General features: G+C 73.3%; 14 protein-coding genes. 6 read left to right on the forward strand and 8 right to left on the reverse strand.

Annotated elements, in window-relative coordinates; translation table 11 throughout:
- Positions 1–186 precede the first annotated feature (186 nt).
- The gene (locus tag ABZ898_RS17865) at positions 187–1,638 is read left to right on the forward strand and encodes an aromatic amino acid ammonia-lyase (RefSeq protein ID WP_361659132.1); all 1,452 of its coding nucleotides are present in this window, start codon (positions 187–189) and stop codon (positions 1,636–1,638) included.
- A 17-nt stretch (positions 1,639–1,655) separates the two neighbouring features.
- On the opposite strand, the gene ABZ898_RS17870 is transcribed toward ABZ898_RS17865, so the two are convergent.
- Positions 1,656–2,090, reverse strand: coding sequence for a VOC family protein (locus ABZ898_RS17870; RefSeq protein WP_361659135.1), 435 nt, complete (start codon positions 2,088–2,090; stop codon positions 1,656–1,658).
- 105 nt (positions 2,091–2,195) lie between these two features.
- Entirely contained in the window at positions 2,196–2,423 is a 228-nt protein-coding gene (locus ABZ898_RS17875) for a DUF2945 domain-containing protein (RefSeq protein ID WP_361659138.1), read from the reverse strand.
- A gap of 149 nt (positions 2,424–2,572) precedes the next feature.
- Here ABZ898_RS17875 and ABZ898_RS17880 point away from each other — a divergent pair, with 149 nt between their 5' ends.
- Together ABZ898_RS17880 and ABZ898_RS17885 are read left to right on the forward strand one after the other, a co-directional pair.
- Positions 2,573–2,998, forward strand: a complete 426-nt coding sequence (locus ABZ898_RS17880; RefSeq protein WP_361659141.1) for a CBS domain-containing protein — start codon at positions 2,573–2,575, stop codon at positions 2,996–2,998.
- A gap of 34 nt (positions 2,999–3,032) precedes the next feature.
- Positions 3,033–3,416: an SRPBCC family protein gene (locus ABZ898_RS17885; RefSeq protein WP_361659144.1), complete on the forward strand. Its 384-nt coding sequence runs from the start codon at positions 3,033–3,035 to the stop codon at positions 3,414–3,416.
- A gap of 2 nt (positions 3,417–3,418) precedes the next feature.
- Here the strand turns inward: ABZ898_RS17885 and ABZ898_RS17890 are convergent, their stop codons facing one another.
- The gene (locus ABZ898_RS17890) at positions 3,419–4,783 is read right to left on the reverse strand and encodes a DEAD/DEAH box helicase (RefSeq protein WP_361659147.1); all 1,365 of its coding nucleotides are present in this window, start codon (positions 4,781–4,783) and stop codon (positions 3,419–3,421) included.
- A gap of 261 nt (positions 4,784–5,044) precedes the next feature.
- On the opposite strand from ABZ898_RS17890, the gene ABZ898_RS17895 reads away from it, so the two are divergent.
- Positions 5,045–7,108: a SpoIIE family protein phosphatase gene (locus ABZ898_RS17895; protein WP_361659150.1), complete on the forward strand. Its 2,064-nt coding sequence runs from the start codon at positions 5,045–5,047 to the stop codon at positions 7,106–7,108.
- A gap of 54 nt (positions 7,109–7,162) precedes the next feature.
- On the opposite strand, the gene ABZ898_RS17900 is transcribed toward ABZ898_RS17895, so the two are convergent.
- On the reverse strand, positions 7,163–7,648 hold the full coding sequence (locus tag ABZ898_RS17900; protein WP_361659153.1) for a phospholipase: 486 nt from the start codon (positions 7,646–7,648) through the stop codon (positions 7,163–7,165).
- Between the two features lie 248 nt (positions 7,649–7,896).
- Between ABZ898_RS17900 and ABZ898_RS17905 the strand changes: the two genes are divergently transcribed.
- Complete coding sequence (locus tag ABZ898_RS17905; protein ID WP_361659155.1) at positions 7,897–9,429, forward strand: amidohydrolase family protein; 1,533 nt, start codon at positions 7,897–7,899, stop codon at positions 9,427–9,429.
- 85 nt (positions 9,430–9,514) lie between these two features.
- Here ABZ898_RS17905 and ABZ898_RS17910 read toward each other — a convergent pair whose 3' ends face one another.
- Complete coding sequence (locus ABZ898_RS17910; RefSeq protein WP_361659158.1) at positions 9,515–10,822, reverse strand: SidA/IucD/PvdA family monooxygenase; 1,308 nt, start codon at positions 10,820–10,822, stop codon at positions 9,515–9,517.
- A 98-nt stretch (positions 10,823–10,920) separates the two neighbouring features.
- Here ABZ898_RS17910 and ABZ898_RS17915 point away from each other — a divergent pair, with 98 nt between their 5' ends.
- Positions 10,921–11,874, forward strand: a complete 954-nt coding sequence (locus ABZ898_RS17915; protein WP_361659160.1) for a methionyl-tRNA formyltransferase — start codon at positions 10,921–10,923, stop codon at positions 11,872–11,874.
- Positions 11,875–11,895: 21 nt separating this feature from the next.
- On the opposite strand, the gene ABZ898_RS17920 is transcribed toward ABZ898_RS17915, so the two are convergent.
- From ABZ898_RS17920 to ABZ898_RS17930, 3 genes are read right to left on the reverse strand one after another with little or no spacing between them, the layout of a single operon-like run.
- Positions 11,896–12,777 carry an ABC transporter ATP-binding protein gene (locus ABZ898_RS17920; RefSeq protein ID WP_361659163.1) on the reverse strand — a complete coding sequence of 294 codons (882 nt, stop codon included), beginning with the start codon at positions 12,775–12,777 and terminating at the stop codon, positions 11,896–11,898.
- A gap of 5 nt (positions 12,778–12,782) precedes the next feature.
- Entirely contained in the window at positions 12,783–13,859 is a 1,077-nt protein-coding gene (locus ABZ898_RS17925; RefSeq protein ID WP_361659166.1) for an iron chelate uptake ABC transporter family permease subunit, read from the reverse strand.
- 2 nt (positions 13,860–13,861) lie between these two features.
- Positions 13,862–14,887: an iron ABC transporter permease gene (locus ABZ898_RS17930; protein ID WP_361659168.1), complete on the reverse strand. Its 1,026-nt coding sequence runs from the start codon at positions 14,885–14,887 to the stop codon at positions 13,862–13,864.
- Positions 14,888–14,923 lie beyond the last annotated feature (36 nt).

Raw genomic sequence — 14,923 nt, forward strand, 5'->3', positions numbered from 1 at the left:
CGGCGACGACCGGCGCAACGAGCCGCCCCGACGGACGGCCTCCAGGTCCTTGCCCGCGGAGTGGATCAAGAGTTACATGCTCTGTGCCGGAAAGAACCAACAGGTGAGAACCGACAGGTGTGAGAACCGGCAGGTGAGAACGAACCGGTGCCCGGAAGAACGAACCGTCGTCGACAGGGGGTGGCGATGACCGACTCCAGCCGCATCCTGATCAGCGGCAGCGGCCTGAGATGCGCCGACGTGGTCCGGCTGGCCCGCCGCAGCGCCTGGCCCAAGCTGGCGTCCGACGCCCTCACCCGAGCCGCGCAGAGCTACGAACTCGCCGTGGAACTGGGTGCCAAGGGCGCGGTCTACGGCAGGACGACCGGCGTCGGCGCCAACCGCCACATCGTCGTCGACCCCGAGGGCGCCGACCTGCACGGGCTGCGCCTGCTGCGCAGCCACGCCGGCGGCACCGGTGCCCCGCTGCCCGACGACGCGGTGCGCGCCGTCATGGCCGTGCGCCTCAACCAGCTCGCCGCCGCGGGCAGCGGGGTGCACCCCCGGCTGCTGCGGGCACTGGAGCAGGCCCTGCGCGTCGGGGCGCTGCCCCTCGTCCACACCCGCGGCGCGATCGGCACCGGTGACCTGACCGCGCTGGCCGAGATCGCGCTGACCCTCGCCGGTGAACTGCCCTGGGAGTCCGGCGGCATCGACCCCGTGGCGATCAGCCCCGGCGACGCCCTCGCCTTCATCTCGTCCAACGCCGCCACGCTCGCCGAGGCCGTACTGGCCTGGCACGACCTGTCCCGGCTGCTCGCGGCGAGCCATGTGGTGACCGCGCTGACCTTCTGCGCGCTGGGCGGCTCGGCCGAGGCGTACGACGAGCGCGTGCACGCCTCACGGCCGCATCCCGGCGCGGTCCGCTGCGCCGCCGAGCTGCGCCGGCTGCTCACGGCGGGCGGCGATCTGCCCCCGGGCCGGCGTCTGCAGGACCCGTTCGGCCTCAGGGCCTTCCCGCAGGTGCAGGGTCCCGCGCTGGAGGCCGCCGCCCATGTCGAACGGGTGCTGGAGGTCGACCTCAACGCGGCCGCGGAGAACCCGCTCATCGACACCGGGACCGGGCAGGCCTACCACCACGGCCAGTTCTCCACCGCGCCGGTCGCGCTCGCCTTCGACTACCTGCGCGCCGCGCTGCACCACACCGCGGAGCTGTCCGCGGCCCGCCTCAGCGACCTCGTCGAGCCCGACCTCAGCGGACTGCCGCCGTTCCTGGCGGAGGGCCCGGCGGGCAGCTCGGGCGTCATGATCCTGGAGTACGTCGCCCACGACGCCCTCGGCACGCTGCGCCACGCGGCCTCACCGGTCACGCTGGGCACCGCGGTGATCTCCCGCGGCCTGGAGGACCACGCCAGTTTCTCCACCCACGCGGTACGCAGCACCGTGGCGGCCACGGCGGCGTACCGGACGGTGCTGGCCTGCGAACTCCTCGGCGCGGTACGCGCCCTGCGCATCTCCGGCGCCGAACTGCCCGACACGCCGCTGCGCCAGGCGTTCGCCCTGGCCGCGGCGGGACTCCCGCACGTGGCCGAGGACCATCCGCTCAGCGCCGAGATCCACCAGGCGGAACGCCTGCTGGACCGTCTGGCGGCCCTGTAGGAGGGGCCGCCGCGCGCTCAGTCGAGGCAGAACTCGTTGCCCTCGACGTCCCGCATCACGAGGCACGACTCGTCGAACTCGTCGGCGAGCAGCAGTTCCACGCGCGACGCGCCGAGCGGGAGCAGACGCGCGCACTCGGCCTCCAGGGCCGCGACGCGCTCCTCGCCCTCCAGACCGGTGGCGACGCGCACGTCGAGGTGCAGCCGGTTCTTGACGACCTTCCCCTCGGGGACGCGCTGGAAGTATATGCGCGGGCCCACCCCCGTGGGGTCCACGCAGACGAACCCGGCCCCCCGCCGCTCGGGCGGGAGCGAGGCGTCGTACGCCTCCCAGCTCGCGAAACCCTCCGGGGCCGGCGGCACGACGTACCCCAGCACCTCGCACCAGAAGCGGGCGACGCGCTCGGGTTCCGCGCAGTCGAACGTCACTTGGAACTTCTTGATCGATGACACGGGGTGGACCTTAACAGGGGAGGTCGCCGTTCATCTCCCAATAAAATGGGGGTGGTTGGCGAGGCGGGAGTGCCTCGCGGGCCGTCCCGTGCGGCTCGGCGGGCCTCACTTCCCCTTCTTCTTCAGCGCCGAGGGCTTGTGCACCGCCGTACGGCCCGACTTGTCGCTGCGGACCTTGTACTGGGGGTCGTCCGGGGAGGCGTCGACCGTGCGTCCCGCCGCCTCGGTCCGGTGCGTGATCTCCTGCTCGACCTCGCCGGTGGTCTCGGTGCCGTGCGTGCTCCACGTGACCTCGTCGCCCTCGGCGGGCCGGTCCTTGCCGGAGTCGTTCATGGGGTGCTCCCTGCTGCCGGGTGGTTCCCCCACCACCCTGACCGCGCGGCCGCGCGTTTGCACCCGGACACCACTTGGGCGGTGCGTGCCGGGGAACCCGGGGTACCCGGAGGGGCGTAGGAGGACGGCCGGACCGAGGAGGACAGGCGATGGACAGCGTGCGCGAGATCATGACGGGGAACCCCACGACGGTGGACGGCCGGGAGTCGGTGACCTCGGTGGCGCGGACGATGCGCGACGACGGGGTCGACGTGGTGCTCGTGGTGGAGGGCGGCAGTCTGCGGGGGCTGGTCAGCGACCACGACCTCGTCGTCCGGGCACTCGCGGACGCGGCCGACGCCGAGGCGATGACGGTCGCGGAGATAGTGCACGGCGGTCTCGTCACCGTCGACATCGACGACGGTCTCGACACCGCCGCCCGTCTGATGGAGGAGAACTCCGTCCGGCAGGTCGCCGTGATCGAGAGCGGGACGCCCGTGGGAGTGCTGGACGCGAGCGACCCCCGTCTCCAGGGCCGCTCGGGCCGCATCGACTCGCCCACCCCGGAACACGCCCGCAAGTCCGACATCCCGTAAGGCATGGCCTGGGGACACCGCTGGGAGGACAGACATGCGGCACACCGTCACGGTCGCGGGCCCCGCGGCGCCCGATGTGGTCTGGGAGCGGTACGCGCGGTACGAGAAGTGGGCGCACTGGGCGCCGCATCTGCGGGCGGTCCGGACGCAGGGCGACGTCATCCGTCCGGGCGCCCGGGGTGAGGTCCTGTTCGCCGGGTTCCTGCGCGGCGGCTTCGAGGTCACCGAGGTCGACCGGCCGCAGGGCGCCTGGACCTGGAAGGTCACGTTCCTCGGCATCCCCGTGCTGGTGGCGCACACCCTGGTGCCGCAGGGCACGGGCACCCGGGTCGCCGTCGATCTCACGGCGCCCCTGCCGGTGCCCCTCGTCTACGCCCCCATGGTCGACTGGGCGCTGCACCGGCTCACCCGCGTCTGACCTCAGCGGCCGCGCCGCACCTGGGCCGCCCGCCGGGCCTCGGCGAGCTTGCGGGCCTCCTCCGTCTTGCGGGAGGGGCGGCCGCCCGTGGTGCCCTTGCCGCTGCCCATGCCGCGGAAGGGAGCGTTCGTGTTCTTGGGCCGTGCCGCCGGACCTCCGTCGAGCGGGTCGCCGGACGGCTTGCGGGCGCCGGTGATCCGGGTCAGCGCGGCCTCACCGGAGCGCACCTTGGTGACGGTCGGCTCGATGCCGGCCTCGGACGTCACCTGGCTCAGCTCGCGCCGCTGGCCCGACAGCACCAGGGTGACGACGCTGCCCGAGCCGCCGCCCCGCGCGGTGCGGCCGGCGCGGTGCAGGTAGTCCTTGGCGTCGGCGGGCGGGTCGACGTTGACCACGAGGTCGAGGTCGTCGATGTGCAGGCCGCGCGCCGCCACGTTGGTCGCCACCAGGGCGGTGATCTGCCCGTCCTTGAACTGCGCGAGGGTCCGGCTGCGCTGCGGCTGGGACTTGCCGCTGTGCAGGCCCGCCGCGTGCACCCCGCTGGCGCGCAGGTGCCGGGTGAGCTGGTCGACCCCGTGCTTGGTGTCCAGGAACAGCAGGACGCGGCCGTCGCGGGCGGCGATCTCCGTCGTCACGGCGTACCGGTCCGGGCCGTGCACCACCAGGACGTGGTGGGCCATCGTCGTGACGGCGCCCGCGGACGGGTCGACCGAGTGCACGACGGGATCGTCGAGGTGGTCGCGGACCAGGTCGGCGACCTCGCGGTCCAGCGTCGCGGAGAACAGCATGCGCTGGCCGTCGGGCCGTACCTGCCGCAGCGCCTCGGTGACCTGGGGCAGGAAGCCCATGTCGCACATCTGGTCGGCCTCGTCGAGGACGGTGACGCGGACCCGGTCCAGGCGGCACGCCTTGCGCTCGATGAGGTCGTGCAGCCGGCCGGGGGTGGCCACGACCACCTCGGCGCCCTCGCGCAGGGCCACGGTCTGCCGCCCGATCGGCATCCCGCCGACGACCGCCGTCATCCGCAGCCCCAGCGCGTCCGCGTACGGGGTGAGCGCCTCGCAGACCTGCTGGGCCAGCTCACGGGTGGGCACCAGGATCAGGGCCAGCGGCTGCTTGGCCTCCGCCCGCCTGCCCGCCGTACGCGCGAGCAGCGGCAGGCCGAAGGCGAGCGTCTTGCCCGAGCCGGTGCGCCCCCTGCCGAGGACGTCGCGTCCGGCGAGGGCGTCGGGCACCGTGGCCGCCTGGATCGGGAAGGGCTCGCGCACCCCCAGTTCGGCCAGCTTGCGCTGCACCGCGGGTGGGAGGTCCAGCTCGGCGAAGGAGACGGCCGGGGTCTGGGACGCGCCGGACTCGGGGTGGTTCATGACAAGCCTTCCGTAGAGAGGACGTACCGAGGAAGGCCCGGTAGGACGCGGAACGGTGACCGGACGGACGGCGTCACCGACCGTCACTACCGTGCAAAAGTTTCACGCTAACACAAGGGGCCCCGGCGGGCGCCCCGGGGCGTGAGCGCTCCCGGGCTCGCGCAGGAGCGCTTCAGGGGCGCACGGCATAGTGGTATGAGCTGACGGAAAAGGCGTGGCCCGTGTGCTCATACCGGGCCGGTCGACGGGAAGGCGACAGGCATGGGTGGCAAGGACCCGCGGGACCACGGGCCGGCCGAGGACCGGTCCGCCCGGGTGCCCGGAAGCCTCCTCGACCTGCTCCATGCCTCGGCCGTGGTCCTGGACGCCGAAGGCCGGATCGTCCTGTGGAGCCCCGAGGCCGAGCAGCTGTTCGGCTACGACGCCTCCGAGGCCCTCGGCCGGCCGATCTCCACGCTGCTGGCGGAGCCCGGGGAGGCGCGGTGCCTCGACGACCTCTTCACCAAGGCGCGGGTCGGGACGAGTTTCGCCGGTGTCTTCCCCGCCCGGTGCAAGGACGGCTCGACCCGTTCGGTCGAATACCGCAAGGGCCGTCTGCACGACCCCGACGGGAACGTGCTCGGGCTGGCGCTCGCCGCCGACGTGGACACCGTGCGCCGGGTGGAGAGCGATCTCGCCCTGTCCGACCTGCTGATCAACCAGTCGCCGGTCGGCCTCGCCGTGTTCGACACCGAGCTGCGCTGGCTGCGGATCAACGCCGCCCTGACCACCGCCAACGGGGTGACCGAGGAGGACGTGGTCGGCCGGCGGCTGGAGGACACGCTGCCGGGCGTGGACTCGCGGGCCATCGAGGCCGCGATGCGGCAGGTGCTGCGCACCGGCGAGCCCATCCTCGACCACCGCACCACCGGCCGGGTCCCCGCCGACCCCGACCACGAGCACGCCTGGTCGGAGTCCTACTACCGGATCGAGGACCGGTGGGGGAAGGTGCTCGGCGTGGCGGTGTCGGTCGTGGACGTCACCGCCCGCCACCTCGCCGCCGCCGAGATCGCGGCGGCGCACAGACACCTGGCCACGCTCTCCGAGGCCAGCGCCGACATCGGCAGCACGCTCGACCTGCGGCAGACCGCGAGGGAGCTGGCGGAGGCCGTGGTGCCCCGGTTCGCCGACCTCGCCACCGTCGACCTGCTGGAGTCCGCCGCCACCGGACGGCGGTCCGCCACCGGCGACGAGCCCGGGTTCGTCACCGTCGCCGTGGCCCCGGCCCGCCCGGACGACGACCTGGGCGGCACCGCGCTGTGGGAGAGCCTCGGCTCCGCCGAACCGGCCCCGATGATGCGGCGCAGCGTCCGGGAGGCCGCGCCGACGATGATCTCCCGCGTGGACGGTGCCGCGCTGCGCCGGATCGCTGGCGGTGAACAGGCCGTCGCGGCGCTCGGCAAGGCGGGGGTGCGCAGCTACCTCGCGGCGCCGCTGGTCGCGCGCGGCACCGTGCTCGGCGTGCTCAGCCTGTACCGCACGGCCGACACCCGCCCCTTCGACAGCCGTGACCTGCAGATGGTGTGCGAGATCGTGGGACGGGCCGCCATCAGCGTGGACAACGCCCTGCTGTACGGCCGTGAGCGGGACACCGCGCTCACCCTCCAGCGCAGCCTGCTCCCGCAGACCCCGCCCGACCAGCCCGAGGGACTGGAGATCGCCGTCGGCTACCGGCCCGCGGGCAGCGGCACCGAGGTCGGCGGCGACTGGTACGACGTCATGCCGCTCGGCGGCGGCAAGGTGGGGCTCGTGGTCGGCGACGTGATGGGAAGCGGCGTCCGGGCCGCCGCCATCATGGGACAACTGCGGACCACCACACGGGCGTTGGCCCGGCTGGACCTGCCGCCGGCCGAACTGCTCGGCCATCTGGACGAGACCGCCGCCACCCTCAGCGAGTCCTTCGCCACCTGTGTCTACGCGGTCTGCGACCCCGGCCGCGGCACCTGCACCCTGTCCTGCGCGGGCCATCTCCCGCCGGTGCTCGTCCAGTCGGACCGCGGCGCCGCGCTCCTCGACATCCCCACCGCCGCGCCGCTGGGTGTCGGCGGGGTGCCCTTCGGCACGCTGGAGGTGAAGCTTCCCGAGGGTGCCCTGCTGGCCCTGTACACCGACGGCCTGGTCGAGACCCGGGGTGACGACATCGATGTCGGCCTGGACGCGCTCTGCCGGTCCCTGGAGGGCGCGACCGGCTCGCTCCAGCAGACCTGCGACATGCTGCTCGACACCCTCGACCGGTCCTCGGCGGACGACGTGGCCCTGCTGCTGGCGCGGTTCGGCGGGACGTAGGGGGAGGGGCTCCCTGGGGCCGGGCGCGCCGTGCCGCGCGCCCGGCGGCGCCGGTCAGGAGCGGGCGGTGTCCGCGCCCTTCAGGCCGAAGATGTCGACCGCGTGGTAGTAGGTCCACGCCGTCGAGTTGCAGGAGGTCTTGGTGGCGCCGGAGTAGTTGTTGCAGACCCGCTTGAGGTCCTCGTAGAAGGCGGAGTCGATGCGGGACTTGTTCGCGGAGAAGGTGCCGGCGGCCTTGTAGTTGCGGTAGCCGAAGTCGTGGCGGGCGCACGCCGTCTGGAAGGGGAACCCGAACGGGTTGTCGGGGGAGGAGCTGCAGTAGTCCGTCGACCAGTCGAACCCGTAGGCCGCCCAGGCGCCCTGGTTCGCCCGCGCGGAGACCCACGCGTTGTAGCTGGACGCGCTGGTCTGGGTCCAGGAGCTGAGCACCTGCGGCTTGTCGGCGGGGGCGGCCGAGGCGTCGCTCGCGAAGGCCAGCACCGCGGGCAGCGCCAGCGCTGCGGCGGCGGACGCGAGGGTGACGGCGTGGGGACGGCGCATGGAAGACCTCCGGAGTGTGGGGCCCAGCAAGCCTCGCGGGGTTTGCGAGGCGGGGTCAGCTTGGCCCAGACCTCCGCCGTATGAACAGTCCATGTCAAAGAATTCTTCGAGTGAATTCAACAAACTGTCAGCCGCATTCCGGCTCAACTCGCCTAAAAAGGCGGGGAGATCGCCAGGTGGTGACGGATGAGTAAGGTAAGGCTTACTTTGGTTCGCGTGAGACTGTCCCCGGTGCGGATGGAGGCTTCATGGCGGACTTCGAGAGCGTGGAACGGGAGCGTCCGGATCGTGTTCCCCGGCCGCGGCGGGCGTGGACGCTCCAGCGGGTGAGGCTCGGCGCGGGCGGACCGGTCGCCCGTGTACGCGTCGCCGACGGCCGGGTGACGCACGTTCACCTCGACGCGCACGCGCACGCGCACCCGGTCGAGGCCGGGGACCGGACGCTCGACCTGGACGGCCGGGTGCTCCTGCCGGGCCTCTGGGACGCCCACGTCCACCTCGCGGAGTGGGCCGCCGCCCGGCACCGGCTCGACCTCGCCGGGACCGGCTCCGCGCGTGCCGTCGCCGATCTCGTGCGCGCAGGCGCGGGCGACGAGGGCACCGCCGTCCTCTACGGATACGGCTTCCGGGACGGCCTCTGGCCGGACGCCCCGCACAAGAGCCTGCTCGACGCGGCGCTGCCCGGCCGGCCGGTGGCCCTCGTCAGCGCCGACCTGCACGCCGTCTGGCTGAACTCCGCCTGCCTCGCCCTCGCCGGCCGCCCCGGACATCCCACCGGCCTGCTCCGCGAGCACGAGGCCCACGAGACGCTGTCCGCCCTGCCTACGGCCCCGGCCGCCACGGTGGACCGCTGGATCGCCGACGCCTGCCGGGCCGCCGCGGCGCGCGGGGTCACCGGCGTCATCGACTTCCAGTACGGCGACACGGTCACCGACTGGGAGCGCCGCTCCGCCGCCCCGCCGGCCGTACGCGTCGCGGCCGCCGTCTATCCGAGCCGCCTGGACGCCGCCCTCGCGCGCGGGCTGCGCACCGGGGACGCCGTCGGGGCGAGCGGATCACTGGTGCGCGTCGGCCCGCTGAAGCTGTTCACCGACGGCTCCCTCAACACGCGTACCGCCCTGTGCCACGACCCCTACCCCGGGCTGGAGGGCACGGACGGCGCCCACGGCATCGAGGAGACCGCCCCCGCGGAGCTGACACGCCTGATGCGGCTGGCCTCGGCCCACGGCGTCGAGCCCGCCGTGCACGCCATCGGCGACCGGGCCAACACCGTCGCCCTGGACGCCTTCGCGGCCGTCCACTGCCGGGGCCGGATCGAACACGCCCAGCTCCTGGACCCCGAAGACCTGCCGCGCTTCGCCGAGTTGGGCGTCACGGTCGGCGTACAGCCCCGGCACGCCACCGACGACCGCGACGTGGCCGACCACCACTGGGCCGGCCGCACCGGCCGCGCCTTCGCCTACGCGGACCTCCTCGCCGCCGGGGCACGCCTGGAGTTCGGATCGGACGCCCCGGTCTCCCCGCTGGACCCCTGGCTCGCCATCGCCTCGGCCGTCACCCGCACCGACGACGCGCGTCCGGCCTGGCATCCCGAGCAGCGGCTGTCCGTGCCGGACGCGCTGGTCGCGGCCGCCCGGGGGCGGCGCGGCATCCGGGTCGGAGGCACCGCCGACCTCGTTGTTGTGGACGTGGACCCCCTGGCGGCGGACGCGGGCACCCTGCGCGCGATGCCCGTGCATGCCACGATGACGGACGGCCGCTGGACGCACGGACCGTACTGAGCGTGGACCGCGCCGGTGACGTGATCCGTCTCCGGCGTGGCCCTTCCGGGGCGGTCGCCGCCGGCCGTCCGCGTCGCCGCCCCGGTCAGGCCGGGACGCGGCCGGCCAGTACGGAACGGTGGATCTCCTCCGCCCGGACCGCGACCGTCGACAGCAGGGTGCTGGTCAGGCCGTGGGTGTGCTCGGTGCCGCCCTGGAGGTAGATGCCCGCAGTGACCTCCGGGGCCGTCTCCACCCGGTGGTCACGGCCGACCCGGATCTCGTCCTCCTCGTCCCGCAGGCACAGCTTGGCCGCCTCGCCGAGCAGCGGGGTCAGATCGCGGGGGCGGTAGCCGGTGGCGAGGACCAGCACGTCGGTGGCGAGCACCTGCCGCTCCCCGGTGGGCAGGAACTCCACGGTGACGTCCAGCGCGCCGTCCGTACCGCCGTCGACCGAGCGGACGCGGGAGACGTTGAGGAAGCGCAGCCGCTCCCGGCCGGACACCTTCTCCCGGTACGCGGTGGCGTACAGCGACTCGATCAACTCCATGTCCACCACCGAGTAGTTGGTCGAGCGGTGGTAGTCGAACAGGGACTGCTTGACCTCGGAGGGCGCCGAGAAGTACACGTCCACCGCCTCCGGGTCGAAGATGCGGTTGGCGAACGGGCTGTCGTCGGCCGGGGTGTAGCCGTACTTGGCGAAGACCGAGCACACCTCGGCCTCCGGGAAGGTGCGGTGCAGGTAGTCCACCGCCTCCGCGCCGCTCTGCCCGGCGCCGAGCACGACCACGCGCCTCACCGGGGTCCCGGAGTCGGTGAGCCGGACCGAGCGCGGGATCAACTGGCTGTTGTGCCAGACCCGTTCACCCAGTTCGAGGCCGGGCGGAACATGCGGCTCCAGGCCCATCGCCAGGCTGATGTTGCGGGCCCGGCGGGTCACCGTCTCCCCGGGACGCGCGGTGTCCCGGCAGGTGACGTCGAAGTGCGCCACCCGGCCGTCGTCGTCGCGCACCGGGTCCACCGCGACGGCCTCGCTGCCGTAGGAGACCAGGTGCGACACCCGCTCGGCCGCCCACTCGAAGTACTCGTGGAACTCCACGCGCAGCGGGAACAGCGTCTTCTGGTTCAGGAAGTCGATCAGCCTGCCCCGTTCGCGCAGGAAGCACAGGAAGCTGTAGTCGCTGGTCGGGTTGCGCAGCGTGACGAGGTCCTTCAGGAAGGACACCTGCATCGTGGCGTCGTCGATCAGCATGCCCCGGTGCCAGCCGAAGCCCGACTGGCGTTCCAGGAACAGCGCGTTGAGACGGCGGCCTGCCGAGAGGCCCGCGTTGTGTTCCTCAACCGCTATGGAAAGAGCGAGATTTGACGGTCCAAAACCGATACCGAGCACGTCGTGGACGACGTCGGAACCCATGCGCGGTGACTTCACCTTGGCATCGCCTCCCTCAGGCAGGCCCATGCTAGATAAGGTAAGGCTTACCTAGCAATGGAGTCTCTGAAGGGAAGGGCTGTATGCGGGTCGTCATGCTCGGCTACCAGACCTGGGGTCACCGCACGCTGCAGGCGCTGCTCGACTCCGAGCACGAGGTCGTCCTCGTCCTCACCCATCCGAAGAGCGAACACGCCTACGAGAAGATCTGGGACGACAACGTCGCCGAACTCGCCGAGAAGCACGGCGTCCCCGTACTGCTGCGCAACCGCCCCGACGACGCCGAACTCCTCGCCGCCGTGAAGGAGTCGCGCCCGGACATCATCGTCGCCAACAACTGGCGCACCTGGCTGCCACCCGAGCTGTTCGACCTGCCGGAGCACGGCACCCTCAACATCCACGACTCGCTGCTGCCCTCGTACGCCGGCTTCTCCCCGATCATCTGGGCCCTGCTGAACGGGGAGGAGCGCGTCGGCGTGACCGCGCACCGCATGAACGCCGGACTCGACGCCGGGGACATCCTGGTGCAGCGCTCCGTGCCGGTCGGCCCCGCCGACACCGCGACCGACCTGTTCCACCGCACCGTCGGCCTCATCGCGCCGCTGGTGCGCGAGTCGCTGGACCTCATCGCCTCCGGCCGGGACGCCGGCCGGTGGATGCCGCAGGACCGCTCCCGCGCCAGCTTCTTCCACAAGCGCTCCGCCGAGGACAGCCGCATCGACTTCACCTGGCCCGCCGAGCGGCTGGAACGCCTGGTGCGGGCCCAGTCGGACCCGTACCCGAACGCCTACGCCTACCACCGCGGGCAGCGGCTGCGGATCGTCTCGGCCGCCGTCTCCGAGGGACGGTACGGCGGCACGCCCGGCCGGATCTTCATCCGGGAGGGCGACGGCGTGGTCGTCGTGGCGGGCGGCGAGGCGCACACCGGGCACGGCCGGGGGCTGCTGGTGAAGCGGGTGCGCACGGACGACGGCACCGAGTACGCGGCCACCGACTACTTCCGCACCATGGGGGGTTACCTCACCTCGCGCCCCTGAGCCGCGAGCGGCGGCCGCCGGTCAGTCGACGGCCGCCGCGACGGCGTCCACCGTGCCGGGGCGGTCGTGGTGGTGCCGCCCCAGCGGGATGACCAGCGGGGTACCGCTGACCGGGTCGGGTGCGATCCGGCAGCGCAGCCCGAACACGTCCGCCACGGTCTCCTCGGTCACCACCTCGGCGGGCGCGCCCTCGGCGACGATCCGGCCGGCCTTCATGGCGATGACGTGATCGGCGTACCGGCACGCCTGGTTGAGATCGTGCAGCACCATCACGACCGTGCGCCCCTCGCGCCGGTTCAGGTCGGTGATCAGGTCCAGCACGTCGATCTGGTGGGCGAGGTCGAGATAGGTGGTCGGCTCGTCCAGCAGCAGCACCGGTGTGCCCTGGGCCACGGCCATCGCGATCCAGGCCCGCTGCCGCTGGCCTCCGGACAGCTCGTCCACCGGCCGGTCCGCGAGAGCGGTGAGCCCGGTCGCGGCGAGCGCCCCGCGCACCGCCTCCTCGTCCGCCGCCGACCACTGCCGCCACCAGGTCTGGTGCGGCGAACGCCCCCGGCCCACCAGGTCGGACACGGTCAGCCCCTCCGGCGCCACCGGGGTCTGCGGCAGGATGCCCAGCTTGCGGGCCAGTTCCCGCGTGGGCACCTCGCGCAGGGCGACGCCGTCCAGCTCCACCACGCCCTGGCGCGGGGTCAGCAACCGGGCGAGGGCCCGCAGCAGGGTGGACTTCCCGCAGGCGTTGGCGCCGACGATGGCGGTGACGCGGCCGGTCGGCACGGTGAGGTCCAGATCCTCCACGACCGTCCGCCCGTCGTAGGCGAGCCGCAGACCGCTGGCGCTCAACTCCGGGCCAGAAACAGGCGACTTGGTCGTGCGCCGGACGCGCGGTTCGGTGGTCGACATGTGCATCAGCCTCCAGAGCCCGCGCGGTTGGCGCGGATGAGCAGCCACAGCAGGACGGGCGCGCCGAGGGCGCCGGTGACGATCCCGACCGGCAGTTCCGTGCCGGGCACCGCCTCGCGCGCGAGGAGGTCGGCGCCGAGCACGGCGAACGCGCCGGTGAGACCGGAGACGAGGGCGGGCGGCGACGAGGTGCCCGCCAGCCGCTGGGCGATCTGCGGACAGGCCAGGGCGACGAACGCCACCGGCCCCGCGGCCGCCGTACCGAAGGCGACCAGGCCCACCCCGGTCAGCAGCAGCGCCAGCCGGACCGGCTGGACGGGGGTGCCGAGCCCGGCGGCCACGTCGTCGCCGAGCTGGAGCGTGCGCATCCAGCGGCCCAGCCCCAGCGTGAGCGGCAGCAGCGCGGCCGTGGCGAGGGCGAGGGTGTCGACCTGCTCCCAGGTACGGCCGTTGAGGTTGCCGACCAGCCAGCCGACCGCCTCCTGCGCCTGGAACCGGTCGCCCCGCGCCACCAGGAAGTCGGTGGCGCTGGTGCAGATCCAGGAGACGCCGATGCCGACGAGGATGATCCGGTACCCGGTGGCCCCGCCCTTCCACGCCAGCGCGTACACCAGCAGCGCGGTCGCCAGCGCGCCCAGCAGTCCCAGCGTCGACAGGCCGAGGCCGCCGGTCCGTCCGAGGACCACCGCGGCGACCACCGCCGTGCCCGCGCCCTCGGTGAGCCCGATCATGTCGGGGCTGGCCAGCGGATTGCGGGTCATGGTCTGGAACACCGCGCCGGACACCCCGAAGGCCACCCCGACCAGCAGACCGGTCAGCGCGCGCGGCAGCCGGAGGTCCTGGACGACGGTGACCGTGCCGGGGTCGCCCGTGCCGGCGAGCGCCCGGACCACGTCGGGGAGGGGCACCGGGTAGTCCCCGAGCGTCAGGCCCCAGCAGAACAGCAGGAACGCGCCGACGGCGACGGCCACGCCGGTCAGCAGCAGCCGGGGGCGCAGCATCCCGGAGACCGGCGGCACGGCGAGCCGGAAGGGCCGGTCACGCAGGACGGGGGACGCGGTGGTCTTCGCGGGGGCGGCCATGCTCACACCTCCGCGAGCTTGCGGCGGCGGACCAGGGCGATGAAGAACGGGCCGCCGAGGAAGGCGACCAGCACACCGGCCTGGATCTCGGTGGGGCGGGCCACCGTCCGGCCCAGGATGTCGGCGGCGAGCAGCAGCGCCGGCGCGATCGCGGCCGACAGCGGCAGCAGCCAGCGGTGGTCCGGGCCGATCCCGGCGAACTGGGCCAGCAGCCGGGCGATGTGCGGCACGACCAGGCCGAGGAAGACCACCGGGCCGATGACCGCCACCGACGCTCCGGTCAGCAGCACCACGGCGGTGACGCCCTGGAGCCGGACGAGCCCGAGCCGGCGGCCCAGTGAAGCGGCCACGTCGTCGCCCAGCGCCATGCTGTTGAGGGCGGGCGCCGAGGCCAGGGCCAGCACGGCACCCACCGCCAGGAAGGGCAGGATGCGCAGCAGTTCGCCGGAGTCCTTGTCGGCCAGCGACCCAGCCGACCAGAAGCGGTACCGGTCCAGCGCGTCCTGGTCGGTGAGCACCACGGCACTGGTCAGCGAGGACAGCATCGAGGTGACGGCCACCCCGGACAGCGCCAGCTTCACCGGCGTGGCCCCGGACCGGCCGAGCCGCCCCAGGAAGAACACCAGCACACTCGCCGCGAACGCCCCGGCGAAGGCGAACCACACATAGCCGTACAGCGAGCCCACGCCGAACACCGCGACCGCCACCACGATCGCGAACGACGCGCCCGCGCTGACCCCGAGGATGCCGGGATCGGCCAGCGGGTTGCGGGTCAGGGCCTGCATGAGCGCCCCGGACATGCCGAGCGCCGCGCCCGTGGTGAGGCCGAGCAGCGTGCGCGGTACGCGCACCGACCAGACGACGTTGTCCACCAGCCGGCTCGGCGGATGCCCGAGGACCGAGCGGACGACCTGGTCGAGCGGGACGCTGAGCGCGCCGAGCGCCACCGACAGCAGGGACAGCAGCAGGAGCAGTCCGACGACCAGGGTCACCAGCGCGGTGGTGCGGAGCCTTCTTCCTTCGGTCACGTACCGGTCTCCATACCGTCGTCCGAGGTGTCGCCG

This window comes from Streptomyces sp. NPDC046860 (assembly GCF_040645115.1).
In the GTDB taxonomy this organism is placed as follows: domain Bacteria; phylum Actinomycetota; class Actinomycetes; order Streptomycetales; family Streptomycetaceae; genus Streptomyces.